We start from the raw sequence: 26,299 nt of genomic DNA, 5'->3' as shown, positions 1-26,299 counted from the left end.
GAAGAACAGTAGCACATGAACGCAAACTCCCCTCTCGCGCCGTCCGATCCCGAATTCGACTACATCATAGTCGGTGCCGGCTCGGCCGGCTGTGTGCTGGCCAACAGGCTCTCGGCGAACGGCAAGCACAGTGTGCTGCTGCTCGAGGCCGGCCCGAAGGATTCCAACATCTGGATCCACGTGCCGCTCGGCTACGGCAAGCTGTTCAAGGAGAAGACCGTCAACTGGATGTACCAGACCGAGCCGGAGCCCGAGCTGAAGGGACGCCAGGTGTTCCAGCCGCGCGGCAAGACGTTGGGCGGGTCGAGCTCGATCAACGGCCTGCTCTATGTTCGCGGCCAGCACGAGGATTACGACCGCTGGCGCCAGCTCGGCAACACCGGCTGGGGTTACGACGACGTGCTGCCCTACTTCAAGAAAGCCGAGAACCAATCGCGCGGCGCCGATCAGTATCACGGCACGGGCGGTCCGCTGCCGGTGTCCGACATGATCGTGACCGATCCGCTGTCCAAAGCCTTCATCGATGCCGCAGTCGAGACCGGTCTGCCCTACAACCCCGATTTCAACGGTGCCGCGCAGGAAGGCGTCGGCCTGTTCCAGACGACGACGCGCAAGGGCCGCCGTGCCTCGACTGCGGTGGCCTATCTCGGCCCCGCCAGGACGCGCAGCAATCTCAGGATCGAGACTTCCGCACACGCTCAGCGCGTCCTTTTCGAAGGGCGCCGCGCGGTCGGGGTCGAATATCGGCAAGGCGCGGCCGTGCGCCGCGCGCGAGCACGCAAGGAGATCGTGCTGTCGAGCGGAGCCTACAATTCACCGCAGCTCCTTCAGCTCTCGGGCGTCGGTCCCGCCGATCTCCTGCGCAAGCACGGCATCGACGTCGTGCTGGACGCCGCCGGCGTCGGTCACGATCTCCAGGACCACATGCAGGTCCGCATCGTGATGCGCTGTTCGCAGAAGATCACGCTGAACGACACGATCAATCATCCGCTACGCCGCACCATGGCCGGCGCGCGCTATGCGCTGTTCCGCAAGGGCTGGCTGACGATTGCGGCGGGCACCGCGGGCGCGTTCTTCAAGACCAGCCCACGGCTGGCGTCGCCCGACATCCAGGTGCACTTCCTGCCATTCTCGACCGACAAGATGGGCGAGAAGCTGCACGATTTCTCCGGCTTCACCGCTTCGGTCTGCCAGCTCAGGCCCGAAAGCCGCGGCAGCCTCCGCATCAAAAGCGCGGACCCGGCCGTGCCGCCGGAAATCCGCATCAACTACATGTCGACCGAGACCGACCGCACCACCAACGTCGAGGGTCTGAAGATCCTGCGCAAGATCCTGAACGCACCGGCGCTGAAACCGTTCGTCGTCAGCGAGTACGACCCCGGCGCGAAAGTATCCACGGATGCCGAGATACTGGATTATTGCCGCGAGCGCGGCAGCACCATCTACCATCCGACCTCGACCTGTCGTATGGGCAACGACCCGCTCGCGGTGGTCGATCAGCGGCTGAAGGTGAGGGGGCTCGAAGGCCTTCGCGTCGTCGATGGCTCGATCATGCCGGACCTCGTGTCGGGGAACACCAACGCGCCGATCATCATGATCGCCGAAAAGGCCTCCGACATGATATTGGAGGATGCGCGCTGAGTACGCGTCCGGGATGGAGAACGACGTGGCTACACGACTCAAGATCGGCACCCGCAAGAGCGCCATGGCGCTGGCGCAGACGGAAGAGATCGCGCGCCGCCTGACCGCCGCCGTGCCCGGTCTGGACGTCGAGATCGTCAAGTTCGACACCACGGGCGATCTCGACCAGACCAGCAAGCTCCTGCCGCACGGCGGCAAGGGCGGCGCCTTCGTGGCGCAGATCCGCGCCGCTGTGCTGTCGGGCGAGCTGCAGGCGGCAATGCATTCACTCAAGGACGTGCCGGGCAACGAGGACACGCCCGGCCTCGTCATCGGCGCGACGCTGTCGCGCGATCCACCGGGCGACGCGCTGGTGCTGCGCGACGGCGTGACGCTGGAGGCGCTGCGCCAGTCCGGCGGCAAGGGTTTCAAGATCGGCACCAACGCGGTGCGCCGGGCGGCCTATGCGCGGCGGCTGTTCCCCGATGTCGAGATCATCCACTTCCGCGGCGCCGCCGACACGCGCGTGCGCAAGCTCGACAACGGCGAGAAGCAGCGCCTGCCGGATGGCGGCGCGGTGGGCCCGGCCGATGCGCTCATCATGGCCCGTTCCGGTCTCGATCGCGTCGGTCTTGCGCACCGCATCGGTTATGAGTTTACCGCGGCGGAGATGCTGCCGGCGGCGGGGCAGGGCATCGTCGCCGTCGAATGCGCCGCGCAGGACTGGCAGACGCGGCAGATCCTGTCATCGATCGACGATCCCGCTGCGCACGCCTCGGCCGATGCCGAGCGCGAGGTGCTGTGGGTGCTCAACGGTCACTGCAATTCACCGGTCGCGGGCTTCTCGACCATCGCAGGCGATCAGATGTCGCTCGCCGCCTCCGTGCTCGACCTCTCCGGCAACACCATCATCGAAGCCTCGCGCGCAGGCCCCGCCAACCGCCCGCGTGAGCTCGGGCGTGCCGTGGGATTGGATCTGCTGGCGAAGGGGGCGGCGGAGATCATCGAGCGCAGCCGGCCGCGCTGATTGGCCTGGCTGTGAAACGACGACGGCGATGATGTCATCGTGCGCCTGTTTTGCCCGACGTGTCAAACGCGCGGGACGAGCCATGCCAGCCCAAGCTTTTCAATGACTTGTCTACTGTGCATGGGGTTGTTTTCGCGGTTTTTGTTTTGCCGCCCCCGAAGCGGCGAAATAGATCAGCCCCGCACGCGCTTGATCATCTGCTCGACATGGGCGATCGGCGTTTCCGGCTGAATGCCGTGGCCGAGATTGAAGATCAGCCGGCCTTGCGCAAAATTGGCCAGCACATCGTCGACCGCGCGGTCGAGCGCGCCGCCGCCTGTGATCAGCACCAGCGGATCGAGATTGCCCTGCACGGCGACCTTGCTTTGCACGCGCTCGCGGATGAAGGCCGGCTCCGCGGTCCAGTCGATGCTGACCGCATTGACGCCGGTTGCCTCGACATAGCCGGGCAGCAGCGCGCCGGCGCCGCGAGGGAAGCCGATGATCTTCGCATCCGGCACCTTGGCCCTCACGCCCTCCACGATGCGCCGCGTCGGCTCGGTCGACCAGCGCGCGAACTCGGCCGGCGGCAACACGCCAGCCCAGGTATCGAAGATCTGTAGCGCGTCGGCACCGGCGGCGAGCTGCGCCAGCAGATATTCGATCGAGCTGTCGACCAGCACATCGATGATCTTCGCAAACGCCTCCGGATGCCGGTAGGCCATCATCCGCGCCGGCGCCTGGTCCGGCGTGCCGTGGCCCGCGACCATGTAGGTCGCAACCGTCCAGGGCGCGCCGCAAAAGCCGATCAGGGCCACCTTGGGATCGAGCGCGCCGCGCACGATCTTCAGCGCCTCGAACACGGGCTTGAGCTTGCCGAAGTCCGCCTGTGCGGCGAGCGTCGCGACCTTGGCGGGATCGTCCAGCGGCTCGAGCCGCGGGCCTTCGCCGACCTCGAACCGCACCGAGCGCCCGAGCGCATAGGGGATCACCAGAATGTCGGAGAAAATGATCGCGGCATCGAAGCCGAACCTGCGGATCGGCTGCAGCGTCACCTCGGCGGCAAGCTCCGGGTTGAAGCAGAGATCGAGGAAGCCGCCGGCCTTGGCGCGCACCTCGCGATATTCCGGAAGATAGCGCCCCGCCTGGCGCATCATCCACAAAGGCGGGATGGTCTGGCGCCGGCCGGAGAGCACGTCGATGAAGGGTTTCGTCGGAGACTGGGGCACGAATGATCCTGCTGACGGTTATGGCTCCTGATACACCGCCAGCCCTCGGCGGAACAGGGGAACCAGCGCGACCGGGCTGCGTTGACAGCTCATGGAGGAGATCATGGCTGAGACATTCAATCCCGCGCCGCACGACAAGCACGCCGTCGACCCGCGCGAGGCGCTCGTTGCCGACCGCAACGCCAAGCTCGACGCCGGGCTGCAAGACACCTTCCCGGCCTCCGATCCCGTCAGCGCCGCGCAGCCGACCCCCTCGAAGGCCGATGCGGACGCCGACAATCCCTCGCTCTGGGACAAGGTCAAGGCCATCTTCAGCTAGCGGCTTCGGGGCGCCGAAATCCGATAGGCTTGCTAACGGCTTGTTAGCGACGCACCGCTCATTGCGTCCGTAATAGTACTGGAACGCGGTCGGATCGGTACCTGTTCGGGTCGTAGCTTCAGAGTTCCATAACAGAAACGGCAGAGCTTCCGAATGATCGGAGGACTCTGCCGCATGAGCGCTACCCAACAAGCCGGATGGAGCCGCCTGCCGCTACGCGCGGCGGCTTTCGTCGCGCTGACCTGCGCGACCATCCTCGGCGTCAGCGCCTGGCGGGAATGGGCTGCGCGCGACTCGGTGCTCAGGGGTGCAGAGACCGCAATGGCGAACGTTGCGCGTTCGCTGACGCAGCATGCCGAAGACAGCCTCGATCTGCTCGATTCCGGCGTCGTCGGCGTGGTGAGCCGGCTGGAGATGGATGGCACCGGGCCGGCCGCGATCGCAAAGGTTGGAACGATCCTGGAAGCGCGGAAGAACGCGATCTCGCGCATCCACAGCCTTGCCATCATCGACGATCAGGGCAACTGGCTGACCTCGCCCGGTACGATCGGCTCCACCCTCAGCGACGATGCGTTCTTCCGATATCACCGGCTCTCGCCGAAGCGCGAGGCCCATGTCGGCCGTCCCGTGAAGAGCCTGATCGACGGCGAATGGGTCGTGCCCATGTCGCGCCGCTTCAACAAGCAGGACGGGAGCTTCGGCGGGGTGGTGCTCGCAACCATCAGCTCCAGATATTTTTCGCATTTCTACGAGCAGTTCGAGATCGGCCGCAACAGCTCCGCGACGCTGGTGCATGGCGATGGGCTGATCATCGCGCGCGATCCCGGCAACGATAAATTCGTTGGACGCAGCGTCGCCGACACCGCGTTGTTCCGCGATGCCAGCCTGCAGCGGCCGAGCGGCGTCTATCATTTCAAGTCGCCCCTGGACGATGCCGAACGCATCAGCTTCTTCAATCGCAGCAGCCGTTTCCCGCTCGTCCTGGTCGCCACCGTCGACAAGGACGAATTGCTCGCGCCCTGGCGCGCCGCGGCCATCTCCCGCATGGTCTACGTGCTCGCGCTGGTGATGCTGATCGCGGTCATCGGCGGCGTACTGGTGCGGCACTTGCACCGGGGTCAGCGCATGGCCGTCGCGCTGGCCGAGACCGAGGCCCATTTCCGACTGCTCGCCGAAGGCTCCAGCGACATGGTGACGCGCATCGGCCCCGACGAACGGCTGCGCTATGTTTCGCCATCGTCGGTCCGCGTCGTCGGCTGGCGCCCAAACCAGCTGGTCGGCACGCCGGCTCTTGCGGGCATCAATCCGGAGGACCTACCGGGGGTCCAGGCGATCGTCGATGCGATCAAGCGCGGCGAGAAGGAGGAGGCGCGTCTCACCTACCGCAACGCGCACCGGCTGAACGGCGAAATCTGGCTCGAATCGACCATGCGCGTGACGCGCAAGGACAATGGCCGTGTCGACGGCGTGGTCGCGATTTCCCGCGATATCACCGAACAGAAGAGGCTGGAAACCAGGCTCGAATCGCTTGCGATCGAGGACAGCCTCACCGGCCTTGCCAATCGCCGCCACTTCGACGAGCGGCTGCAGGAGGAGTGGGCGCGCGCCTATCGCGACCGCTCCAGCCTCGCTTTGCTGATGATCGACGTCGACCACTTCAAGGCCTACAACGATGAATACGGCCATCCCGCGGGCGATGCCTGCCTGCGCCTGATCGCGAAGATCATCGCCGCCGAGGCTCAGCGCGTCGGCGATCTTGCGGCGCGCTATGGCGGCGAGGAGTTCGCCATGCTGCTGCCGAACATCGACTCCGCCGGCTGCGCCCTGGTCGGCGAGCGGATCCGCAGCGCCATTCGCGAGGCCGGCCTCGTTCATCGCGCCAATCCTGCTTCCGGAATCGTCACCGTCTCGGTCGGCGGTGCGACCTGCCGGCCGGCGCTGGAGCGCACGGCGGGAGTGGCATCGTTGGTCGAAGCCGCCGACCGCGCGCTCTACGCCGCCAAGGACGCAGGCCGCGACCGCCTGATGATGTCCGGCGAGCTCATGAGCCTGCTCCCCAAGGCGTCCGGCCAGTAAGGCCGCTCAATAGTGCGGCGGAGGCTCGTTGGCAGGTCCGGGCGCATTTGCCTCGGCCTCCTGGAGTCGCTCATAGAGCTGCGCGATCTGCCGCGTCAGCGTGTCGATCTGCTTCCACTGCGCGGTGATCGTCTGGTTCAACGTCTCGATCGTGTCGTCCTGGTAGGCGAGGCGCGTCTCCAGCGTGTCGATGCGCTCGCTCAGCGCCTTGATCTCATTCGTCACGGCCGTGCTCCATTTCCTGTTTGAGCAAGCCCCGTTCGCGCAAACCATGGCCGAGCGCCACGCGCTCGTCGAATACGAAGCATTCGCCGCGCCAGCGGCTCTCCGCCTCCGGCACCTCCTCGAGATATTTGAGGATGCCGCCCTTGAGGTGATAGACCTCGGCAAAGCCGCGTGCGAGCAGGTGCGCGCTCGCCTTCTCGCAGCGGATGCCGCCGGTGCAGAACATCGCGATCCTGCGGTGCCTTGCCGGATCGAGCCGCTCGGCGGCAAAATCCTTGAACTGGCCAAAGCTCTTGATGCCGGGATCGATCGCGCCATCGAACGTTCCCATCGCCACCTCGAAGGCGTTGCGGGTGTCGAGCAGCAGCGTGTCGGGCGCAGAGATCAGCGCGTTCCATTCGCTTGCATCGACGTAGGTGCCGACCTGGCGAGTCGGATCGGCAGCCGCGTCACCGAGCGTGACGATCTCCTTCTTCAGCCGCACCTTGAGGCGCCCGAACGGCATCGCCTCGGCGGCCGAGAACTTCAATTCGAGATTGTCGAGCCGGCCGCCGAACAGGCCGCCGTGCGCGAGTTCATGGACGAACGCATCGATCGCCTCCGGCGCACCGGCGACGGTGCCGTTGATACCCTCCTGCGCCAGCAGCACGCTGCCCTTCAGCTCGAGGTCAGCGCAGAAGGCGCGCAGCGGCTCGCGCAGCTCGCGGTATTCCGGGAGGGCGACGAACTGATAGAAGGCCGCGACCTTGGCGGCTGAATCCGGACGAGACATGGCGGCTCGTTTAGCAGGCGGCAGCCATCCGGAAAACCCGCATGGCGGTCAGCGCAGAAAGGTCCATACGCGCAGCGGATGGCAGCCATTTTCCTGGTATGCCAGCATTGCCCCGCCGGGCCGGAATGTGTCATGTAGACGCGGTTTTCGAGATGGCGCGCCATCCGCGCCGACGGCCAAGAGAGCAAGACATTCGATGAGAAACTTTCATTTTCCCGGCAGGTCCACGGTCCACGCCACCAACGCGATGGTGGCGACCTCGCATCCGCAGGCCTCGCTCGCGGCGATCGAGGTGCTGCGTGAGGGCGGCACGGCGGTGGACGCGGCCGTTGCCGCCTCTGCCCTGCTCGGCGTGATCGAGCCGCAGTCGACCGGCATCGGCGGGGACTGTTTTGCGCTGATCCAGCCGCGCGGCGAGGGCAAGATCATCGCCTATAACGGCTCCGGCCGCGCGCCCAAGGCGGCGAACGCCGACTGGTATCTCGAGCGCAAGATCAACTCCGTGCCGCTGACTTCGGCGCATGCGGTCTCGATCCCCGGCGTGATCGATGCCTTCGCGACGGTTCTGCGCGACCACGGCAAGTTCGGTTTCGACCGCCTGCTCCAGCCCGCGATCAAGGCGGCCGAGGAAGGCTATGTCGTCGCGCCCCGCATCGCCTTCGACTGGAAGAACCAGTTCGAGAAGCTGAAGAATGGCACCAACACCGTGCGCTACCTGTTGCCGGGCGGCAAGCCGCCGGTGGCTGGCGACGTCATCCGCCAGGCCGAGCTCGGCAAGACCCTGCGCGCGATCGCCAAGGACGGCCGCGATGCCTTCTACAAGGGACCGATCGCGGAAGACATGGTCGAGACCCTCAAGGGGATCGGCGGCCTGCACACGCTCGATGATTTCGCCGCGCATACCACAGAGGTGACGACGCCGATCGGCACCATGTACAAGGGCTACGACGTTTGGCAGTGCCCGCCGAACGGCCCGGGCGTCACCGCGCTTCTGATGCTCAACATCCTCTCGCGCTTCGACCTGACCAAGTACGCGCCCGTGAGCGTCGAGCGCTTCCATCTCGAAGCAGAAGCCGCCCGCGTCGCCTACATGAATCGCGAGATGCACGTCGCCTCTCCCGAGCACATGAAGATCAACGTCGCCGAGATGCTCGAAAAGAGCTTTGCCGACGAGTATATCAGCAAGATCCGCATGGACGGCATGCTCGACCTGCCGAACGTCGCGCCGCCGATGAACCCCTCGACCATCTACATCACGGTGGTGGACAAGGACCGCAACGTCTGCTCGTTCATCAACTCGGTCGCGCATTCCTTCGGCTCGGCGATCGTGTCGAACAAGACCGGCGTGCTGTTCCAGAACCGCGCCGGCGGCTTCCGCATCCAGCCCGGCCATCCCAACTGCATCGAAGGCGGCAAGCGTCCGCTGCACACGATCATGCCGGGGCTGCTCACCAAGGGCGGCCGGTCCACGATGTCGTTTGCGGTGATGGGCGGCCAGTACCAGCCGACCGGACAGACCCATCTTCTCACCAACATCCTCGATTACGGCTGCGACGTGCAGGAGGCGATCGACATGCCCCGCGGCCTGCACTACGAGGGCCAGTATCAACTCGAGGACAGCGTCCCGGCCGCGATCGTCGAAGGCCTGAAGAAGCTTGGCCACAAGACGACTAGCGTGGTCAGCCCGCTCGGCGGCGCACAGGCGATCTGGATCGACTGGGACAAGGGCACGCTCACCGGCGGCTCCGATCCGCGCAAGGATGGCTGCGCGCTCGGCTATTGAGCTCGCGCGGGGGTTCCGCGCACAAGATCAGGAAAAGTTGACGGAGGGCGGCGCGGCATCTGCTGCGCCGCCCTTCATCGCAAGTTGCCGGTCAAACGGAGAATATCGGGATCTGAGGGGTGGAAACGGCGACGCCGTTGGGCTAGACACCTCCCGCCTCGAACGGAAGGTGTTTTATGCGGCGTTTCCAGCGCGTGCTTCTCGCCCTGATGTCGGCACTCGCGATCACCGTGATCGCCAGCGTGTCGCATTTCGTTTCCACCACGGCCTCGGCCCAGACCGCAGGAAAGACCATGACCACAGCTTCAGGCTTGCAGATCATCGACTCCAGCGTCGGCACCGGTGCCTCGCCGCAGCCCGGTCAGATCTGTGTGATGCACTATACCGGCTGGCTTTATGAAAACGGCCAGAAGGGCAAGAAATTCGACTCCTCCGTCGATCGCAAGGAGCCATTCGAGTTCCCGATCGGCAAGGGCCGCGTCATCGCCGGCTGGGACGAAGGCGTTGCCTCGATGAAGGTCGGCGGCAAGCGTACGCTGATCATTCCGCCGCAGCTCGGCTACGGCGCGCGCGGCGCCGGCGGCGTGATCCCGCCGAACGCAACGCTGATGTTCGACGTGGAATTGCTCGCCGTGAAGTGACGTCTGCCTCATGCCGGGGTGAAGCCTGGCCATGACGGATGAAGACCACGCAAACAAAAGGACCGGCCTCGCGGCCGGTCCTTTGGCTAACAGTGCGGAGTGTCTTAGTCCGTTGCACGTTTCGCCGCGGCCGCAGCGCGATCCACGGCATCCTTCGCGGCATCCTTGGCATCGCCCATGGCCTGCTGGCCCTTACCCTTCACTTCCTGGATGACGCCTTCGCCCTTCAGGCGATCGGACCCGGTGGCTTCGCCAATGCCCTGCTTGGCCTTGCCGATCGCCTCGTTCGCGGTGCCCTTGATCTTGTCAGTGGTGCTGCCCATGAAAAATGCTCCTTTTGCGTTGCTCGCAATGACAACACGGGGCGGCGATAAGGGTTCCGATTTTGGGTATGGCTAGTGCAGCCCGCTTCGGGTTAATTTGCCGCACACGGAACCAACAGAAAGAAGAATCCCCATGACCGGCCATGATCACTCGCACACTCATCATGCACACGATCACGACGATCGCTGGAAACATGACGGCGTGCGCGTCATCCCCGGCAACCAGCTCGACACCAACGTGCCGTCGACGGCCGGCATGGACCGCGCGGCCGCCATCAATTTCGCGCGCGTGGGCGCGCAGAAATTGTGGGCGGGTACGGTCAGCATCAAGCCGGATGCCAAGACCGGCGCGCATCACCACGGCCATCTCGAAAGCGTCATCTACGTCGTGAAGGGAAAGGCGCGGATGCGCTGGGGCGAGAGCCTGCAATTCACTGCGGAAGCCGGGCCCGGCGATTTCATTTTCGTCCCACCCTACGTGCCGCACCAGGAGATCAATGCCAGCCCGGACGAGGTGCTGGAATGTGTGCTGGTGCGCAGCGACGGCGAGGCGGTCGCGATCAATCTCGACATCGAGCCGGTCGAGAAACCCGAGACCGTGCTGTGGATCGATCCGGTTCACCGCGATCCGAACGAAAAAAAGTAAGCCGTCGAGGGCACACCGGGTCGGTGCGACAGAACCCGGCAGATCGGGGTCCAAAAAAAGTCGGAAGCGATGTCGGATGGCCGTCTGGCCGTCCGTCCTTGGTCAGAACCCGCCAAGGAGCTTCCGATGCCCAGGATGATCTTCGTCAATCTGCCGGTCACCGACCTCAAGCGCGCGACTGCCTTCTATGAGGCGATCGGCGCGGTCAAGAGTCCGCAATTCAGCGATGATACGGCGAGCTGCATGGTCTTTTCCGAGACCATCTACGCCATGCTGCTGACTCACGACAAATTCCGCCAGTTCACGCCGAAGCCGATCGCGGATGCCAAGTCCTCGAACCAGGCGCTGTTTTGCCTGTCCGCGGACAGTCGCAGCGAGGTCGACGATCTTGTCGGCAAGGCCGAGGCTGCCGGTGGGGTGGCCGATCCCAGCCCGAAGGACGAATACAGCTTCATGTACGGCCGCAGCTTTGAAGATCCCGATGGCCACATGTGGGGCGTGAACTGGATGGATCTCGCGGCCGCGCCTCTGCAGCCCGACATGGCAAACGCCTGATCCGAGCCCAGACGATCTGAAGAGGAGCATTTACGATGTCCAAGCTGGTGCCCTGCATGTGGTTCGACGGCGACGCCGAGGACGCTGCAAAATTCTACGTCTCGCTCGTTCCGGATTCGGAGATCACGCACGTCCAGCGCAACGTTTCGGACGGTCCCTCCGGCAAGGAAGGCTCTGTGCTCGTCGTCGAGTTCACGTTGGCCGGACAGCCCCTGGTCGCGCTCAATGGCGGTATGAAGATGGAATATACCCACGCGATCTCGCTGATGATCCATTGCGACGACCAGGCGCAGGTCGACAGCGTCTGGAACGCCTTCCTCGCCCACGGCGGCAAGGAAGAGCAGTGCGGATGGCTCAGGGATCGCTGGGGCGTGGCCTGGCAGGTGGTGCCGAAAGTGATGTTCGAGTTCCTGTCGAGCCCGGACAAGGCGGCGGCCGCGCGCGCGGTGCAGGCCATGCTGAAGATGGTCAAGCTCGACGTGGACGTGCTGCGCCGGGCGTTCGAGGGCAAGTCGGCGGCGTGAGGCGGCACGCGCGCGCCTCACACGCTTCGTCATCGTCCGCGAAGGCGGACGATCCAGTACTCCGAGACGGCATTGATTGAGCCGAAAGGCCGCGGCGTACTGGATGCCCCGCCTGCGCGGGGCATGACGGCGGAATCTGAGGTGAGAGCAAGGCCTAATAATTGATCCGCAGCCCGACGCCGCCGTGGATGGTGTTGCCGACCGGCTGCGGGCCCAGCGTGCCGTTGGCAAAGAGGTCCACGATCCAGCCCTTTTGCACGCGGAAGCCGAGGCGGCCGCCATATTCGAACCAGCCCTGGTTGCCCATGGTCGGCACCACCGTGCCGTTGCCGGTCACGGTCGCGACGATGCCGCTGTGACTCGCAAACGACTGCACCCAGCCGCCATTGATGTTGGTCTCGATGTTGCTGCCGAAGAGGTGTGTCCACTGGCCGCCGATCTTGACGAGGCTGGTGCGGTCGGTACCGGTCGCGATGCTGGCATCGAATGGATTGAAGGCCACTGCACTGTCGGTGTAGCCCGACACGCGTTGCCAGAGCTGCCAGACCTCGATCGAGGCCGCGACCTCGTCGCGTGGCGAGAGGCGACTTATCCAGCCGGCGCGGCCGTAGACGGCGTAGTTCGAGGCGTTGGTCGAGCTGGTCACGCTCACCGGCCCGAGACTGGTGTCGTAGCTGCGCGTGTAGCGAGCCTTCTCCCACGGCGTCAGGATCGTGCCGACGTCGAAGAACGGGCGCGACGAGCCCCAATCGGTGAAGTCATAGCGTAGCGCGAAAGCGCCGATCGGTGCGCTGGTGATCTCGTAGCCACGCCCATCGTAGTGCGTGTAGGCGATGCCGGCGAGCAGCGACAGATTGTTGGTCAGCGCCTTGCGGCCGTGGATGCCGGCGGAGAACGAGCCCGCCGAGCCGAACGCGCTGACGCAGTCGCCGCAATTGATCTGCTCGTTGACGCCGAGCAGCACCGTGCCGAGCACGCGGTTGGTGATCATCTGGTTGAAGCGCTGATTGGCGAGGCCGCCGATCGAATTGCCGCTGGAATCGGCGCCGGTCGGTCCCGACGGCGGAGCATTCGGACTTGGTGACGGCGACGGATAGGGGCTCGGCGACGGGGAGGGAGTCGGAGTGGGTGACGGATACGGCGACGGAGAATAGGTCGGGGACGGAGTGGGATTCGGCTCGCACTCGGACCCGCACTCCGACTCCTGCGCAGCCGCCGGGCCGGCATTGAATGCGACAAGCGCAAACGCCGCAATCGCGGTCAGCGCAGTGGCGAGTATGAGGCGCCTGACGTTGAACTTTGCCATCGTCAGCGCCCGCACAGCATGCTGTCGTCCTGGACGGCGGGCGTGATGGTCGGCGAGGCGCCGGCGTACCGGTTGACGGCGCACAGCCCGGCACTCGCGGCGCAGTTGGCAGCGAACGTCCAGGGCGGCGTGCTGGACTTGGTGATGCTCACCTTGCCGCCGGTCGAGGTGATGATTGCGGTGTCGCCGGGCTGGGTGAGCTGCACGCACTGGCCGCTCTTGGTGCAGACGCTGGCTGCGCCATCCTGAAGCACGACCACGGAGCGTCCGCGCTGCGAGAGGATGTCGAGCGTGGTGCCGCGCACACCGATGGTCGCGAGTGGCGTCGTGATCTTGTAGGCAGCCTTGTCGGAGTTGCCGGTGACGAAGCGGAACGCGCCTGTGGTCATGCGGATCGCGACGTCGCGATAGCTGTGCTCGTCGTTGAAGACGGTGCGGTCGAGCTTCAGTGTTGCGCTGGGCCCCAGCGACAGATTGGTGCTGTCGGCCATGACGAAGCGCGCCGCGCTATCGGCGCCGGTGCGCACGGTCTCGTCGCGCAGCATGCTGTCGCCGACGTTGATCGGCGTCGTGGTCGCGGCGACGCGCACCACTTCATTCTGGACCACGACGGCTTGGCCGACGCGTGTCTGCGCTTGCGCGCATGGTGCCGCGCATAGTGCGGCCGACGACAGGATGGGGAAAAGCCAAAAACGCAAATTCATTTCGCAACCGATCGATTTGTCCCTGATCGTACCGGATCGCGCGCGCTTGCGATGTGGCGGAATTATCACAAGCGGCGCGGGACGTGCGTTATGCTTAGTGACAGTTGCGGCAGAATGCGTTCAATGAAAACGACGATCTCTATTTTTGTCCGCGGTGACGCAAATTTGCCACGCAAAACATCCCCACAGCAGCCGCTTGGAGCGATCGCAGTTCCGGAATTGTCGCGAAGCGCAGTGATTGCTGTCGCAATTTTCCTGGTCGGCCATCTTGCGCTGCTGATCGGCTTGGCGACGCCCGAGAAGTTCGTCTTCGACGAGGTGCATTACGTGCCGGCGGCGCGGCAGATGCTGACGCCTGCGATGTCGCAGCCGATGCTCAATCCGATGCATCCCCCGCTGGCCAAGGAGCTGATCGCTGCGTCGATCGCGGCTTTCGGCGACAACGCGTTTGGCTGGCGCTATCCCGCGACATTGTTCGGCGCGCTCGCGCTCGTCGCGATTTATCTGTGCGGCCTCGCGCTGTTCTCCGCGCAAGGACCGGCGATCGCCGCGGCGCTGATTGCGGCGTTCAACCAGATGCTGTACGTGCAGGCGCGCATCGCCATGCTCGACATTTTTGCGTTGGGCTTCGGCCTGCTTGCGACCGCCGCCTTCATGCATGGCTTTGGACGAGAGCGGCCGCATGCCTTGTTTGCCGCGGCGGGAGCCCTGTTCGGACTTGCTGCGGCCTGCAAATGGAGCGGCCTGTTTCCGCTCGGCGTCTGCATCGTCGTCGTCGCGGTGATCCGCCTGATGCAGGGCTGGAGCACGCTGTTTGCCGATGCCAGGCCGGACGACTGGTATCGGCCGGCGCTTTGGCCCGGGTTGAAGCTGCATCATGTCGCGCTCTGCTTCGCTATCTTGCCGGCAATGACGTATCTTGCCGCCTTCGTTCCGCTCCACGGAGTGTCGTTGCCGGATTTGATCGAAGCCCAGCGGCGCATCTTTGCCGACAACACCACGACGGCCATTGCCGGCCACACCTATATGAGCAGCTGGCCATCCTGGCCGCTGCTCGCGCGCCCGGTGTGGTTCCTGTTCGACAAGACGACAGGGGACAACGTCGCTGCGATCGTCTTCCTCGGCAATCCGCTGGTGTTGTGGCCGGCGCTGCTCGCGCTCGTCATCGTGCTGCGAGATTTCATCGTGGCGCGCCGCTGGGATGCGTTCCTGATCGCAGCATTCTATTTCGGCCCATGGCTCGCCTGGGCGTTGCTGCCGCGTACGCTTGGCTTCATCTACTACTATCTTCCCGCCGCCACCGCGGCGTCGCTTGCGCTGGTCTATGTGCTGCGCCGGAAGGGGCTGCCGCGCTGGCTGCTGTGGGCCTATGTCGCCGTCGCCGCGGCCGGCTTTGCCGTCATGCTGCCGATCTCCGCGGCCTTCGTCGGCGTCTCGATGCAGACCTTCAATCGATTGATGCTGTTTCAGAGCTGGATATGACGACGCCGCCTGCCAGGGGAGGGCAGGCGGCGCCGTCTTGCGACGAAATGCCTTCGATTTATTTCGACGCGGTCTTGGTGTCCATGTTCACGACCTGGACGCGGCGGTTGATCGGGTCGCCGCCCTTGGAGGCGTCCTTCAGCTTGGTCTCGCCGTATCCGACGGTCACGAGATCTGTGCCGTTGAGGCCGTAATTCTGCACCAGGTACTTCTTGATGGTGTCGGCGCGCCGTTCGGAGAGCCCTTGATTGTACTCTTCGCCGCCGGTCGCGTCGGTGTGGCCGGCGACGACGAACGTGGAGCCTTTCAGCGCCGGATCGGACAGGGCCTTGCCGAGAGCCTGCACCGAGGCCATCGAGCTCTTGGCGATGTCGGCCGAGTTGTAGTCGAACTGGATCTCCAGATCGATCTTCGGCTTGGTCGCCGCGAGCTCGGCGATCTGCTCGCGTTCGCCGATCGAGAGCGACCGGGTCGAGCGATTGCGCACGGTGTTCAGGAAGGTCGATTCCTTGGCCTGTGCGGCGGTATCGGCCTGCGGCCCGACAGACAGGCCGCGAGTCAACGGCTTGGGCTTCAGTGCATCCAGGATCTTGTCGGTGGAGACGTTGTTGTCTCCGGCCAGGGCCATGCCCGCCGTCATCGACAGGGCCGCGGAGAGGGTAATCGCCTTCAATCCAAAAAACTTATCAAAACGGGTCATTGTCGTATCCTCGCTGTTACGCCTGATGGCGATTTGATGCTGCGAGCCTAGGGCAGGTTCAAAGACGTTGATGTGATCTTTGTCACATTCGAAATTGCGAGCCGGGTTCAACGTGGTGTGGCTCGATCGTTTCGCGGTTTGCTTCGCACCCGCCCCGAGGGTCCCGGGAAGGCCGTGTTCACCGGTCGACGCAAAGGCGTCGTCTCACGGCCCGCCCGCGAACAAGAATTCGTCGAGATGGCCGCTTACCACGCTTCAATCAATCGACAATTCGTCCGCGACGGGAGCCGAGTTCCGCCCAGTGCCGAGGCCAAGTGACTATCAGCGTGACTACTATCGCAGCGGCCCGCCGGATCGGACAGTATCCCTGAGCTCAATGCCCATCTATGTCGGCGCGGCGATGATCGCAGTGGCGATCCTGCTCTCGACGTTGATCACGGGGCTGACCTCCCGCTACGTCGGCCTGGAGGGGCCGACCGACGAGAACATGTGGCTGGTCGACCGCCTCACCGGCAGCGTCTATCGCTGCCAGGCGGAGGCCCGCGGCAGGGCCATCTGCGAGCCGGACGTTGCCACGGGTAGCCTCGGGGAGCGCCCAAAAGCCGCACGCTGATGGCGGGATGGCGTTGCGGCGCAGCAACGAAAATGTCTTCTCCCTGAAAACTTGTCACTGAAGAATGGCAATTGCGGTGGCCGGTATTGGGCCGGCTTCCTTTTCCGGAGGAGAAAATTGATGAAGACCCTGTTGCTCGCGACGGCATTCGTGGCGCTTGCTCTGTCCCCCGCATCCGCCGCCAAGATGGCGTGCACCAGTGCAAATATGGCCAAGCTCGTTGCCGGGATGGGCGGCGAAGACACGCCGGGCAAGATCGCAGCGAGGAAGTCGATGGCCTCGGCCAATTCCGACATGAGCAAAGGCAACATGCGCGGCGCCTGCAAGCACTACATGAACGCCGAGAAGGCGATGGCGATGAAGTAGGCCTCCCGCCGATCCCGGACGTGATGGCCGCGCTGGCAGCAGATGGCAGCGCGGCCTTTTCGTGTCTCTGCTTCTTTGCCTCGCGGCGAATCCGGCTACATTGCATTTCGCAATGTCCCGCGCCCCGAAACCTCTTCCTCTCTCGACCGCACAGGCCCGGCAGATCTGGCTGCATGCGCAGCGGCTGGACGAACGCACGCCGTTCGGCGTCGGCGCGCAGGCCGTGGCGGATGCGGTCGCGCATCTCGGCTATGTGCAGATCGACACCATCAACGTCATCGAGCGCTGCCACCACCACATCCTGTTCAGCCGCATTCCGTCCTACCGCCGCGCCGATCTGCGCCAGGCCCAAAGCGACGACAAGAGCGTTTTCGAGTACTGGACGCACGCGCTCTCCTACGTGCCGGCCGCCGACTTCCGCTTCTTCCTTCCGGCGATGCGGGAGCACCGGCGCGAAGGGCACAAATGGTTCGCCTCGGTGAAGCCGGCCGACATGCGCAAGGTGATGCGGCTGCTGCGCGCCGGGCCGCTGACGATCCGAGACATCGAGGACGACGTGCTCGTCGAAAAGGAGCACCTCTGGCAGAGCCGCAAGCCTTCGAAGCGCGCCTTACAACTCGCCTTCTATACCGGCGACGTCACCATCAGCGAGCGCCGGGGCATGCTCAAGACCTACGAACTGATGACGCGCCATTTCGGTTGGGAGAGGCTGCCGCGGCCGGCGTCGGCAAGCGACGTCACGGCCTATCTGCTCGACCGCGCGCTGCGGGCGCAGGGCGTGGTCAGCCTGGATTCGATTTGCCATCTCGACGCGCCGAGCAAGAAGCCGGTCGCGCGCCTGCTTGCCTCGCGCGTCCGCCGCGGCGAACTCGTGCCGGTCGCGCTCGAGGGCGCCGGCAAGCAGGAACATTGGGTCTCGCCTGCAGCGCTGGAGGCGGTCGGCGAGGGGCCGTCGCCCGATCTCGTCCACATCCTCTCGCCGTTCGATCCCCTGATCATCCAGCGCAAGCGTACCAATCTGATCTTCGGCTACAACCATTTGTTCGAGGCCTATGTGCCGAAAGCCAAACGCAAGCTCGGCTATTTCGCGTTGCCGGTGCTCGTCGGTGACGAGATCGTCGCCGCGCTCGACCTCAAGACGGACCGGCAGGCGAAGAAGCTCACCATACAAAAATGGACCTGGGTCGGGCAGGGCAAGAAGACGGCAGGCCGCAAGGAGCTCAAGCGGAAAATCGAGGACGAGCTCGATCGTTTCGAGCGGTTTCAATTGGCGGAGTGAATGTTGCTCGCCACGGTGCCGCTCTCGCAAAGATAGGCAAAGCCTAGAGTGCCACCATTGCCACGACATGAGGCGAAATGGTGGGCACGGCGCTACCGCGCGACGAGCCGATCGATGCAAATGCCGAGCAAGATACCCACCGCATAAGCTGCCAAATTCCACAGCGAGAAGATGCGCCCCAGCAGCAGCGCGCCGGCCGTGCTCAGCCGGAACGCATCGAGCCAAGGCGTATGCACCAGCCGGGAGAACTCGACCAGGGCCGCGATTGTCATTGCGATGATTGCGATCTGCGTACGGGGCAGGCGCGGCAGCGCACCCCCGACGAGCAGGAACACCATCGTCGCCCACAACAGCGAGCCGCCATATTTCACCACGAAGGCTGGAAGCCCGAGCGGAAAGCCGTACCAGCGCAAGCTCAGCCCGCAGGCGATCACAGCGAGCGCGAGCGCTGCGCGGATCAGCGATGTCCGGATCGGCGCAACAGGTTGATCCGGTTGCGCCACATGCATTGCTCGCTCCATTGACTCTTTGCCCGCGATGCTCAAAACCGCCACTCAGGCCCTAGAAAAGCAACAACCCGGGGGAAGCCATGAGCCAGACCACCGCCTATGCCGGTTCCGCCGGCGGTGCCAGCAAGAACGTCAGCAAGAGCGAAATCGAGACATCGACCATCCGCGCCATCTCGTGGCGGCTGATTCCGTTCCTGGTGCTGGCCTACTTCTTCTCCTATCTCGACCGTGTCAATCTCGGCTTCGCCGCGCTCACCATGAACGCGGAGCTGAAGTTCACCCCGCTGATCTTCTCATGGGGCGCCGGCATCTTCTTCATCGGCTACTTCATCTTCGAGGTGCCGAGCAATCTCGCGCTGGAGAAATTCGGCGCGAGCCGATGGATCGCCCGCATCATGGTGACCTGGGGCATCATCTCGGCACTGATGGCGGCGGTCAGCGGCGTCACGAGCTTCTACGTCCTGCGCTTCCTGCTCGGCGTCGCCGAGGCCGGCTTCTTTCCCGGCATCATCCTCTACCTCACCTATTGGTATCCGGCCGAATATCGCGCCCGCTTTCTTGCGGCCTTCGCCATTGCGGTGCCGGTCTCGACCGTCATCGGCGCGCCGGTCTCGGGCTTGCTGCTCGGGCTCGACGGCATGATGGGCCTGAAGGGCTGGCAGTGGCTGTTCATCATCGAGGGCATCCCGTCCGTGCTGCTCGGCATCGTCACCTGGTTCTATCTGACCGACAAGCCGGAGAAGGCCGACTGGCTCTCGGCCGAGCAGAAAGCCTGGCTCAAGGCGAAGCTCGACTCGGAAGTCGCCGCAAAGCAGGCGGCGAAGCATTTGTCGCTCGGCGAGGCGCTGTCTTCGCCGAAGGTGATCGCGCTCAGCCTGATCTATTTCGGCTTCGTCGGCGCGCTCTACGGCATGCAGTTCTGGCTGCCGCAGATCGTCAAGGCGTTCGGCCTCACCAACGCGCAGACCGGCTTCGTCACCGCGATCCCGTATCTGTTCGGCACCATCGCCATGATCCTGTGGGCGCGGCATTCGGATGCGACGCGTGAACGCGTGATGCATGTGGGCGCACCGCTGCTGCTCACCGCCGTCGCGCTCGCCATCTCCTCCTATCTCACCGATCCCACCCTGACGATGGTGGTGCTGACGGTGGCCGCGATCGGTGTGTTCTGCTGCTTCGGCGTGTTCTGGACCCTGCCGACCGCGTGGCTCTCCGGCACCGCGGCTGCCGGCGGCATCGCCCTGATCAACTCGATCGGCAATCTCGCGGGCTTCGGCGGTCCCTACCTGATCGGCTGGGTCAAGGAAGCCACCGGCCAGACCTCGACCGGCCTCCTCGTGCTCGCGGCGCTGCCGCTGATCGCCGGAATCCTTGTCTTCGTCGGTGGCCACGACAGCAAGCACGAGTTCGCCGACGAGAGGCCGTAACCGACGCGGCCCTCGCAAAGCCAGGGCCCGGACACGCGTGGCGAGTAGTCGCCCACTTCAAGAGTCATGGCCCTTGCGCTCGCCAAGATATCAGAGAGGTTACCGCCTCTTAACGATCACGCTTTCCTGATGACTGACGAATATTGACTTTCATCAGTGATTAGTCGACATTCCTCTCATTCGAGCTGCAGGAGTGTCCTTTCATGTTCGTCCGGTCCGTTTTGTCCAGCTATTCCAAGCTATTGGTAGGTATGTCGCTGGCCCTGATGGCCGCAGCGCTGGCCGGGTGCAATGACACCGTCGCCGAGAAGGCGGAGCCGCCGCGGCCGGTTTTGGTCGCGACCGCGCACTATGTTGCCGAGACGCCGGAGCGCAGCTTCGTCGGCACGATCAGGCCCCGGATCGAGAGCGATCTCGGCTTTCGCGTCGCCGGCAAGGTCGCCAAGCGCCTGGTGGAGGTCGGCCAGACCGTCGAGATCGGCCAGCCGCTCGCCACCCTCGACGAGGTGGATCTGAAGCTCCAGGCCGAGCAGGCCGTCGCCGAGCAGACTGCCGCGACCGGCGTGCTGGCCCAGGCCGCCGCCGCCGAGCAGCGCGCCAAGGATTTGAAGGCCAAGGGCTGGACCACCGATGCGCAGCTGGATTCGAGCCGCGCTGCCGCCGACGAGGCCCGTGCGCGCCTGAACCGGGCCGAGCGCTCGGTCGAACTGACCAAGAATTCTCTTTCCTACGCGACGCTCAATGCCGACGCCCGTGGCGTCGTCACCGCAACGCTGATCGAGCCCGGCCAGGTGGTTGCCGCGGGCCAGGCTTCGATCCGTGTCGCCCGCTTTGCCGAGAAGGAAGCGGTCGTCGCGATCCCTGAGACGCTGGTCGGGCGCGCCAAGACGGGCGCCGCCAGCGTCACTCTTTGGTCCGAGCCGAACAAGAAATACGCGGCCAAGCTGCGCGAGATCGCGCCGACAGCCGATCCGGCCACGCGGACGTACCTTGCAAAATTCTCGCTGCCCGAGGCCGACGACAAGGTTGCGCTCGGCATGACCGCGACGCTGACGCTGTCGGACGCCGCCACCGAGCGCGTCGCACGGTTGCCGCTGTCGGCGCTGTTCAATGCAGGCGACAAGCCGTCGTTCTACGTCGTCGACGACAACGGCGCGGTCACACTGAAGCCCGTCACGGTGAAGTCCTACGAGAGCAACGACGTGATCATCACCGGCGGTGTGGAAGAGGGCGCCAAGATCGTCGCCCTTGGCGTGCAGAAGCTCGATCCGAACCAGAGGGTGCGGATCGTGTCGTCGCTGTCGTTCTAAGGTTTACGAGTTGCCGTCTTTGCGAGGCGAGTTTCGGCCCGAGCGCAAATGCTGGGGCTGAAGCGGCGAAGCGATCCAGAACTTGCCCAGCCCCCTGGATTGCTTCGCTGCCTCGCGATGATGTGTTGAACAGGCTGGCTGTCGTTTTTGGCAATTGGATCGTCTTTCGGAGAGTGCGATGAAGCGCTTCAATCTTTCGGCCTGGGCCGTCAGCCATCCGACGCTGGTGCTCTTCCTGATGATCGTGCTCGGCGTCGCCGGCCTCTTCTCCTATTCGAAGCTTGGCCGCGGCGAGGATCCGTTCTTCACGGTGAAGGTGGTCAACGTCTCCGTGATCTGGCCGGGCGCGACCGCGCAGGAGATGCAGACCCAGGTCGCCGATCCCATCGAGAAGAAGATCCAGGAGCTGCCCTATTTCGAGAAGGTGCAGACCTATTCCAAGCCCGCCTTCACCGCGCTCCAGGTGACCTTCCGCGACAGCACGCCGCCGAAGGACGTGCCCTATCTCTTCTATTTGCTGCGCAAGAAGCTGGTCGACGTGCAGGGCCAGCTGCCGTCCGGCATCCTTGGGCCGGTGGTCAACGACGAGTTCTCCGACGTCGATTCCATCCTCTACATGATGACCGGCGATGGCGCCGACTATGCCCAGCTCAAGAAGGTCTCGGAAGGCTTCCGCCAGCGCCTGCTTAAGGTGCCCGGCGTCACCAAGGTCGACGTCTACGGCAATCAGGACGAGCGCATCTTCGTCGAATTCTCCCACGCCAAGCTCGCCACCCTCGGCATCACGCCGCAGGCGCTGTTCGATTCGCTCGCCAAGCAGAACAACGTGACGCCGGCCGGCACGGTCGAGACCTCCTCGCAGCGCGTGCCGCTGCGGGTCACCGGCGCACTCGACGGCGCCAAGGCCGTCGCGGAAACGCCGGTCGAGAGCAACGGCCGCGTGTTCCGGCTCGGCGACATCGCCACCGTCACCCATGGCTTTGTCGATCCGCCGAGCTTCGTCGTCCGTCAGGAAGGCAAGCCCGCGATCGGTATCGGCGTCGTCACCGCCAAGGGCGCCAACATCCTCGATCTCGGCAAGGAGGTCGAGAAGGCGACGGCCGAATTCATGAAGTCGGTGCCGCAGGGCATCGACGTCAAGCTCATCGCCGATCAGCCCAAGGTGGTCGAGCACGCCGTCGGCGAGTTCGTGCGCTCCTTCATGGAGGCGCTCGTCATCGTGCTGTTCGTCTCGTTCCTGGCGCTCGGCTGGCGCACCGGCATCGTGGTCGCGCTGTCGGTGCCGCTGGTGCTCGGCATCGTCTTCATCGTCATGAACACGATGTCGCTCGACCTGCATCGCATTACGCTCGGCGCCCTGATCATTGCGCTCGGCCTGCTCGTCGACGACGCCATCATCGCGGTCGAGATGATGGTGGTGAAGATGGAGCAGGGCTGGGACCGCATGCGCGCGGCGTCCTTTGCCTGGGAATCAACTGCGTTTCCGATGCTCACGGGAACGCTGGTCACGGCCGCTGGCTTCCTCCCCATCGGCTTTGCCAATTCCGCGGTCGGCGAATATGCCGGCAGCATCTTCTGGATCGTGGCGATCGCGCTGGTCGCCTCCTGGTTCGTGGCGGTGATCTTCACGCCCTATATCGGCGTCAAGCTGCTGCCCGATATGAAGGCCCACCACAACAGCGACCCGCACGCGATCTACGAGACCCGCATGTACCGCGGCCTGCGCGCCATCGTGCAATGGTGCGTCAACCACCGCATCACGGTGGTGGTTGCGACCGTCGGCGTCTTCGTCGCCTCGATCGTCGGCTTCGGCCAGGTGCAGCAACAGTTCTTCCCGCTGTCCGAACGGCCCGAGCTGTTCTTCCAGCTGCGCCTGCCTGAAGGCACCGCCTTCAACGTCACCGAGAAGACGGTGAAGAAGGCCGAGACGCTGCTCAAGGACGACAAGGACATCGAGACCTATACTTCCTATGTCGGCCAGGGCTCGCCGCGCTTCTGGCTCGGCCTCAATCCGCAGCTCCCGAACGAGGCGTTCGCCGAGATCGTCATCGTCGCCAAGGGCGTCGAGGCGCGCGAACGCATCAAGGCCAAGATCGAGAATGCGGTCGCCGACGGCATGCTCACCGAGGCGCGCGTGCGCGTCGACCGCTTCAATTTCGGCCCGCCGGTCGGCTTCCCCGTCCAGTTCCGCGTGATCGGCCCCGACGCCAACAAGGTGCGCGAGATCGCCTACCAGGTCCGCGACGTCATGCGGCAGAACAAGAGCGTCAAGGACGTCCAGCTCGACTGGAACGAGCAGTCGCCTTACCTCAAGCTCGTCGTCGACCAGGACCGCGCTCGCGCGATGGGCCTGACCCCCCAGGACGTCTCGCAGGCGCTCTCCATGCTGATCTCGGGCTCGCAGGTCACCACCGTGCGTGACGGCATCGAGAAGGTCGGCGTGGTTGCCCGCGCGGTCCCGTCCGAACGCCTCGACCTCGGCGGTGTCGGTGATCTCACCATCACCTCGCGCAATGGGGTGGCTGTGCCGCTGCAGCAGATCGCCAAGATCGAGTATGCCCATGAAGAGCCGATCATGTGGCGGCGCAACCGCGACATGGCGATCACCGTGCGCTCCGACGTCGTCGACGGCGTGCAAGCGCCCGACGTCACCAATCAGATCGCGCCGAAGCTGAAGGCGATCCAGGACCATCTCGAGCCCGCCTACCGAATCGAGCCGGGCGGCGCCTTCGAGGAGTCGGCCAAGGGCAATGCCTCTATCTTCATCCTCTTCCCGGTGATGGTCATGGTGATGCTGACGCTGCTGATGATCCAGCTGCAGAGCTTCTCGCGCCTGATCCTGGTGTTCCTGACCGCGCCGCTCGGCATCGTCGGCGCCTCGCTCGGGCTCAACGTGGCCAACGCGCCGTTCGGCTTCGTGGCGCTGCTCGGTCTGATCGCGCTCGCCGGCATGATCATGCGCAACACGGTCATCCTGGTCGACCAGATCGAGACCGACGTCTCGCACGGCCTGACGCGCCGAGAGGCGATCGTGGAAGCCACCGTCCGCCGCGCCCGGCCCGTGGTGTTGACGGCGCTCGCCGCCATCCTCGCCATGATTCCGCTGTCGCGCTCGGCCTTCTGGGGCCCGATGGCGATCACCATCATGGGCGGATTGTTCGTCGCGACCTTCCTGACGCTCCTGTATCTGCCGGGTCTCTACGCGCTGTGGTTCAGGAAGAGCCTGGATGAAGCAGGTACCCCCGAACAGCCTGCCGCGCCGCAGCATGGCAGCGATGAGCATCCGGCAATTCCGCTTGCTGAAGCGGCTGAATAAGTGACATGAAGTGCTGACGGACGAGTCCTGACAAATGACACTGGTTGCGGAACATATCGAAGGCGACACCCGGGATCGTATTCTCGAGGTGGCTGAGCGGCTGTTCCGCCAGATCGGCTACCAGAAGACCACGGTCGGGGATATCGCCAAGGAGCTCCGGATGAGCCCCGCCAACGTCTATCGCTTCTTCGAATCGAAGAAAGCGATCCATCAGGCGGTGGCCCGCTCGCTCATGGGCGAGGTCGAGCTCGAAGCCCAGCGGATCGTCGCAAAACCCGGTCCGGTCAAGGAGCGCTTCCGCGAGCTGCTCACCACCATCCACCGCATGAACACCGAGCGCTATGTCGGCGACAACAAGTTGCACGAGATGGTCGAGATCGCGATGCAGGAGGACTGGCAGGTCTGCGTCAACCATATGGAGTGTGTCGCCGGCGTGGTCGGCCAGATGATCGCCCAAGGCGTCGCCTCCGGCGAGTTCGAGGCGCCGGACCTGCAGCTGGCTGCGATGTGTTCCTGCACTGCGATGGTGCGCTTCTTCCACCCCCAGATGATCGCCCAATGTGCCACCAAGCCTGGCCCGACCATCGACCAGATGATCGATTTCGTCATCGCGGGTCTGTCGCCACGCCACTGACGAGGCGGTGGGTTTCCCTCTATAAGCAGCCGGCCGCCCCGGGCTGACCGGCTGGAGGCGGCCAGGACGGACCAACAAACGCCGTCATTGCGAGCGCAGCGAAGCAATCCAGACTGTCTCCGCGGAGGGATTCTGGATTGCTTCGCTGCGCTCGCAATGACGAGAAGGAAGCACCGCGTGACCGACAAAGACCTGTACTTTTATGAGCCTTCCAAGGGGCATGGCCTCAAGCACGATCCCTTCAACGCCATCATCGCGCCGCGGCCGATCGGCTGGATCTCCTCCCGCGACGCCAGGGGGCACGTCAATCTTGCGCCCTACAGCTTCTTCAACGCGTTCTGTTACGTGCCGCCGATCATCGGCTTCTCCTCCACCAACTGGAAGGACACTGTCGAGAACATGCAGCAGACCGGCGAGTTCGTCTGGAATCTCGCCACGATGGACCTTGCGAAGCAGATGAACGCGACCGCGGCGCATGTCGCGCCCGAGGTCGACGAGTTCAAGCTTGCAGGGCTCACCGCCGTACCCGGAAAGCTCGTCAACGTGCCGCGCGTGGCTGAGAGCCCGGTCGCCTTCGAGTGCAAGGTGTCCGACATCGTCCGCCTCAAGGGCGCCGACGGCAAGGAGACCGACGCCTGGCTGACGCTCGGCGAGGTCGTCGCCGTCCACATCGACAAGACCTTGATCATGGACGGCGTCTACCAGACCGCCGCCGCCCGCCCGATCGTCCGCGCCGGCCGCCGCGGCGATTATTTCGAGATCAAGCCGGAAAACATGTTCGAGATGATCCGGCCGGATTAGGCCGGCCCAAACTCTAGCCCACCGGCATTCCGCGGCGACGCGTAGCGTCGAGCCCGGAATCCATTCATCCACCGACGCTGCCGCACGATGGATTCTCAGGTGCGCAATTGCGCACCATAGCTCACGCTTCGCG

Annotated in this window: 26 protein-coding genes; 18 read left to right on the top strand and 8 right to left on the bottom strand. The window is 64.6% G+C overall.

The genetic code is table 11. The annotated features are described in order from the left end of the window. Positions 1–15: 15 nt before the first annotated feature. Positions 16–1,641, top strand: a complete 1,626-nt coding sequence (locus AX729_RS34195) for a GMC family oxidoreductase (RefSeq protein WP_061028696.1) — start codon at positions 16–18, stop codon at positions 1,639–1,641. 25 nt (positions 1,642–1,666) lie between these two features. Beyond that, the gene (hemC, locus tag AX729_RS34190) at positions 1,667–2,647 is read left to right on the top strand and encodes a hydroxymethylbilane synthase (RefSeq protein ID WP_197433743.1); all 981 of its coding nucleotides are present in this window, start codon (positions 1,667–1,669) and stop codon (positions 2,645–2,647) included. Positions 2,648–2,820: 173 nt separating this feature from the next. Here the strand turns inward: hemC and hemE are convergent, their stop codons facing one another. After that, on the bottom strand, positions 2,821–3,855 hold the full coding sequence (gene hemE, locus AX729_RS34185) for a uroporphyrinogen decarboxylase (RefSeq protein WP_061028692.1): 1,035 nt from the start codon (positions 3,853–3,855) through the stop codon (positions 2,821–2,823). Between the two features lie 103 nt (positions 3,856–3,958). Between hemE and AX729_RS34180 the strand changes: the two genes are divergently transcribed. Together AX729_RS34180 and AX729_RS34175 are read left to right on the top strand one after the other, a co-directional pair. Continuing rightward, entirely contained in the window at positions 3,959–4,174 is a 216-nt protein-coding gene (locus tag AX729_RS34180; protein ID WP_061028844.1) for a hypothetical protein, read from the top strand. A 174-nt stretch (positions 4,175–4,348) separates the two neighbouring features. Further along, on the top strand, positions 4,349–6,250 hold the full coding sequence (locus AX729_RS34175; RefSeq protein ID WP_061028843.1) for a diguanylate cyclase domain-containing protein: 1,902 nt from the start codon (positions 4,349–4,351) through the stop codon (positions 6,248–6,250). Positions 6,251–6,256: 6 nt separating this feature from the next. Here AX729_RS34175 and AX729_RS34170 read toward each other — a convergent pair whose 3' ends face one another. Together AX729_RS34170 and trhO are read right to left on the bottom strand one after the other, a co-directional pair. Beyond that, positions 6,257–6,475, bottom strand: a complete 219-nt coding sequence (locus AX729_RS34170) for a SlyX family protein (protein WP_061028690.1) — start codon at positions 6,473–6,475, stop codon at positions 6,257–6,259. Then, positions 6,465–7,247, bottom strand: coding sequence for an oxygen-dependent tRNA uridine(34) hydroxylase TrhO (gene trhO / locus AX729_RS34165; RefSeq protein ID WP_061028689.1), 783 nt, complete (start codon positions 7,245–7,247; stop codon positions 6,465–6,467). The genes AX729_RS34170 and trhO overlap by 11 nt, the downstream gene beginning before the upstream one ends. A 196-nt stretch (positions 7,248–7,443) precedes the next feature. Here trhO and ggt point away from each other — a divergent pair, with 196 nt between their 5' ends. Both ggt and AX729_RS34155 read left to right on the top strand, forming a co-directional pair. Next, complete coding sequence (gene ggt, locus AX729_RS34160) at positions 7,444–9,030, top strand: gamma-glutamyltransferase (protein WP_061028687.1); 1,587 nt, start codon at positions 7,444–7,446, stop codon at positions 9,028–9,030. Between the two features lie 176 nt (positions 9,031–9,206). Further along, the gene (locus AX729_RS34155; protein ID WP_061028684.1) at positions 9,207–9,671 is read left to right on the top strand and encodes an FKBP-type peptidyl-prolyl cis-trans isomerase; all 465 of its coding nucleotides are present in this window, start codon (positions 9,207–9,209) and stop codon (positions 9,669–9,671) included. Between the two features lie 104 nt (positions 9,672–9,775). Here AX729_RS34155 and AX729_RS34150 read toward each other — a convergent pair whose 3' ends face one another. Further along, positions 9,776–9,994, bottom strand: coding sequence for a CsbD family protein (locus AX729_RS34150; RefSeq protein WP_061028682.1), 219 nt, complete (start codon positions 9,992–9,994; stop codon positions 9,776–9,778). A 133-nt stretch (positions 9,995–10,127) separates the two neighbouring features. Here AX729_RS34150 and AX729_RS34145 point away from each other — a divergent pair, with 133 nt between their 5' ends. From AX729_RS34145 to AX729_RS34135, 3 genes are all read left to right on the top strand, one after another. Continuing rightward, positions 10,128–10,640, top strand: a complete 513-nt coding sequence (locus AX729_RS34145) for a cupin domain-containing protein (protein WP_061028680.1) — start codon at positions 10,128–10,130, stop codon at positions 10,638–10,640. A 126-nt stretch (positions 10,641–10,766) separates the two neighbouring features. Then, complete coding sequence (locus AX729_RS34140; protein WP_061028841.1) at positions 10,767–11,195, top strand: VOC family protein; 429 nt, start codon at positions 10,767–10,769, stop codon at positions 11,193–11,195. Positions 11,196–11,230: 35 nt separating this feature from the next. After that, positions 11,231–11,719 (top strand): VOC family protein, encoded by a 489-nt coding sequence (locus tag AX729_RS34135; protein WP_061028678.1) that lies wholly within the window; start codon positions 11,231–11,233, stop codon positions 11,717–11,719. A 154-nt stretch (positions 11,720–11,873) separates the two neighbouring features. On the opposite strand, the gene AX729_RS34130 is transcribed toward AX729_RS34135, so the two are convergent. Both AX729_RS34130 and AX729_RS34125 read right to left on the bottom strand, forming a co-directional pair. Further along, complete coding sequence (locus AX729_RS34130; RefSeq protein ID WP_061028839.1) at positions 11,874–13,025, bottom strand: hypothetical protein; 1,152 nt, start codon at positions 13,023–13,025, stop codon at positions 11,874–11,876. Between the two features lie 2 nt (positions 13,026–13,027). After that, on the bottom strand, positions 13,028–13,729 hold the full coding sequence (locus AX729_RS34125) for a FecR family protein (protein ID WP_061028676.1): 702 nt from the start codon (positions 13,727–13,729) through the stop codon (positions 13,028–13,030). A gap of 51 nt (positions 13,730–13,780) precedes the next feature. Between AX729_RS34125 and AX729_RS34120 the strand changes: the two genes are divergently transcribed. Next, on the top strand, positions 13,781–15,211 hold the full coding sequence (locus tag AX729_RS34120) for a phospholipid carrier-dependent glycosyltransferase (protein WP_061028674.1): 1,431 nt from the start codon (positions 13,781–13,783) through the stop codon (positions 15,209–15,211). 58 nt (positions 15,212–15,269) lie between these two features. On the opposite strand, the gene AX729_RS34115 is transcribed toward AX729_RS34120, so the two are convergent. Then, positions 15,270–15,911, bottom strand: a complete 642-nt coding sequence (locus tag AX729_RS34115) for an OmpA family protein (protein ID WP_061028672.1) — start codon at positions 15,909–15,911, stop codon at positions 15,270–15,272. Positions 15,912–16,287: 376 nt separating this feature from the next. Here AX729_RS34115 and AX729_RS34110 point away from each other — a divergent pair, with 376 nt between their 5' ends. From AX729_RS34110 to AX729_RS34100, 3 genes are all read left to right on the top strand, one after another. Beyond that, a complete protein-coding gene (locus AX729_RS34110) occupies positions 16,288–16,524 on the top strand; it encodes a hypothetical protein (protein ID WP_061028670.1) in 237 nt (78 codons plus the stop codon). Between the two features lie 120 nt (positions 16,525–16,644). After that, positions 16,645–16,890, top strand: coding sequence for a hypothetical protein (locus tag AX729_RS34105; RefSeq protein WP_061028668.1), 246 nt, complete (start codon positions 16,645–16,647; stop codon positions 16,888–16,890). Positions 16,891–17,002: 112 nt separating this feature from the next. After that, positions 17,003–18,169, top strand: coding sequence for a winged helix-turn-helix domain-containing protein (locus tag AX729_RS34100; protein WP_061028665.1), 1,167 nt, complete (start codon positions 17,003–17,005; stop codon positions 18,167–18,169). Positions 18,170–18,261: 92 nt separating this feature from the next. Here the strand turns inward: AX729_RS34100 and AX729_RS34095 are convergent, their stop codons facing one another. Next, positions 18,262–18,678: a ribosomal maturation YjgA family protein gene (locus AX729_RS34095; protein WP_061028663.1), complete on the bottom strand. Its 417-nt coding sequence runs from the start codon at positions 18,676–18,678 to the stop codon at positions 18,262–18,264. Between the two features lie 80 nt (positions 18,679–18,758). Here AX729_RS34095 and AX729_RS34090 point away from each other — a divergent pair, with 80 nt between their 5' ends. The 5 genes from AX729_RS34090 to AX729_RS34070 all read left to right on the top strand — a co-directional run bounded on the left by AX729_RS34090 (position 18,759) and on the right by AX729_RS34070 (position 26,166). Next, complete coding sequence (locus AX729_RS34090; RefSeq protein WP_061028661.1) at positions 18,759–20,105, top strand: MFS transporter; 1,347 nt, start codon at positions 18,759–18,761, stop codon at positions 20,103–20,105. Between the two features lie 203 nt (positions 20,106–20,308). Next, positions 20,309–21,415: an efflux RND transporter periplasmic adaptor subunit gene (locus AX729_RS34085; RefSeq protein ID WP_061028660.1), complete on the top strand. Its 1,107-nt coding sequence runs from the start codon at positions 20,309–20,311 to the stop codon at positions 21,413–21,415. A gap of 178 nt (positions 21,416–21,593) precedes the next feature. After that, positions 21,594–24,731 carry an efflux RND transporter permease subunit gene (locus AX729_RS34080; RefSeq protein ID WP_061028658.1) on the top strand — a complete coding sequence of 1,046 codons (3,138 nt, stop codon included), beginning with the start codon at positions 21,594–21,596 and terminating at the stop codon, positions 24,729–24,731. A 34-nt stretch (positions 24,732–24,765) separates the two neighbouring features. Continuing rightward, entirely contained in the window at positions 24,766–25,365 is a 600-nt protein-coding gene (locus AX729_RS34075; protein ID WP_061028656.1) for a TetR/AcrR family transcriptional regulator, read from the top strand. Between the two features lie 177 nt (positions 25,366–25,542). Further along, positions 25,543–26,166 (top strand): flavin reductase family protein, encoded by a 624-nt coding sequence (locus tag AX729_RS34070; protein WP_061028837.1) that lies wholly within the window; start codon positions 25,543–25,545, stop codon positions 26,164–26,166. The last annotated feature ends 133 nt before the right edge of the window (positions 26,167–26,299 follow it).

It is taken from the genome of Bradyrhizobium sp. CCH5-F6, from assembly GCF_001556045.1.
Taxonomy (GTDB): domain Bacteria; phylum Pseudomonadota; class Alphaproteobacteria; order Rhizobiales; family Xanthobacteraceae; genus Bradyrhizobium.
Note: the sequence above shows the minus strand (reverse complement) of the source record. Positions and strands in the feature narration are given on the sequence as shown.

Excerpts from the sequence above, each read along its gene's own strand:
- AX729_RS34105 (WP_061028668.1), top strand. The coding sequence starts at position 16,645 with ATGAAGACCCTGTTGCTCGCGACGGCATTCGTGGCGCTTGCTCTGTCC.
- AX729_RS34145 (WP_061028680.1), top strand. The coding sequence starts at position 10,128 with ATGACCGGCCATGATCACTCGCACACTCATCATGCACACGATCACGAC.
- AX729_RS34085 (WP_061028660.1), top strand. The coding sequence starts at position 20,309 with ATGTTCGTCCGGTCCGTTTTGTCCAGCTATTCCAAGCTATTGGTAGGT.
- AX729_RS34095 (WP_061028663.1), bottom strand. The coding sequence starts at position 18,678 with ATGCATGTGGCGCAACCGGATCAACCTGTTGCGCCGATCCGGACATCG.
- AX729_RS34125 (WP_061028676.1), bottom strand. The coding sequence starts at position 13,729 with ATGAATTTGCGTTTTTGGCTTTTCCCCATCCTGTCGTCGGCCGCACTA.
- AX729_RS34130 (WP_061028839.1), bottom strand. The coding sequence starts at position 13,025 with ATGGCAAAGTTCAACGTCAGGCGCCTCATACTCGCCACTGCGCTGACC.
- AX729_RS34075 (WP_061028656.1), top strand. The coding sequence starts at position 24,766 with ATGACACTGGTTGCGGAACATATCGAAGGCGACACCCGGGATCGTATT.
- AX729_RS34140 (WP_061028841.1), top strand. The coding sequence starts at position 10,767 with ATGCCCAGGATGATCTTCGTCAATCTGCCGGTCACCGACCTCAAGCGC.
- AX729_RS34110 (WP_061028670.1), top strand. The coding sequence starts at position 16,288 with ATGCCCATCTATGTCGGCGCGGCGATGATCGCAGTGGCGATCCTGCTC.
- AX729_RS34150 (WP_061028682.1), bottom strand. The coding sequence starts at position 9,994 with ATGGGCAGCACCACTGACAAGATCAAGGGCACCGCGAACGAGGCGATC.
- AX729_RS34120 (WP_061028674.1), top strand. The coding sequence starts at position 13,781 with ATGTGGCGGAATTATCACAAGCGGCGCGGGACGTGCGTTATGCTTAGT.
- trhO (WP_061028689.1), bottom strand. The coding sequence starts at position 7,247 with ATGTCTCGTCCGGATTCAGCCGCCAAGGTCGCGGCCTTCTATCAGTTC.
- AX729_RS34100 (WP_061028665.1), top strand. The coding sequence starts at position 17,003 with ATGTCCCGCGCCCCGAAACCTCTTCCTCTCTCGACCGCACAGGCCCGG.
- AX729_RS34180 (WP_061028844.1), top strand. The coding sequence starts at position 3,959 with ATGGCTGAGACATTCAATCCCGCGCCGCACGACAAGCACGCCGTCGAC.
- AX729_RS34115 (WP_061028672.1), bottom strand. The coding sequence starts at position 15,911 with ATGACCCGTTTTGATAAGTTTTTTGGATTGAAGGCGATTACCCTCTCC.
- AX729_RS34155 (WP_061028684.1), top strand. The coding sequence starts at position 9,207 with ATGCGGCGTTTCCAGCGCGTGCTTCTCGCCCTGATGTCGGCACTCGCG.
- AX729_RS34135 (WP_061028678.1), top strand. The coding sequence starts at position 11,231 with ATGTCCAAGCTGGTGCCCTGCATGTGGTTCGACGGCGACGCCGAGGAC.
- AX729_RS34090 (WP_061028661.1), top strand. The coding sequence starts at position 18,759 with ATGAGCCAGACCACCGCCTATGCCGGTTCCGCCGGCGGTGCCAGCAAG.
- AX729_RS34080 (WP_061028658.1), top strand. The coding sequence starts at position 21,594 with ATGAAGCGCTTCAATCTTTCGGCCTGGGCCGTCAGCCATCCGACGCTG.
- AX729_RS34175 (WP_061028843.1), top strand. The coding sequence starts at position 4,349 with ATGAGCGCTACCCAACAAGCCGGATGGAGCCGCCTGCCGCTACGCGCG.
- AX729_RS34195 (WP_061028696.1), top strand. The coding sequence starts at position 16 with ATGAACGCAAACTCCCCTCTCGCGCCGTCCGATCCCGAATTCGACTAC.
- ggt (WP_061028687.1), top strand. The coding sequence starts at position 7,444 with ATGAGAAACTTTCATTTTCCCGGCAGGTCCACGGTCCACGCCACCAAC.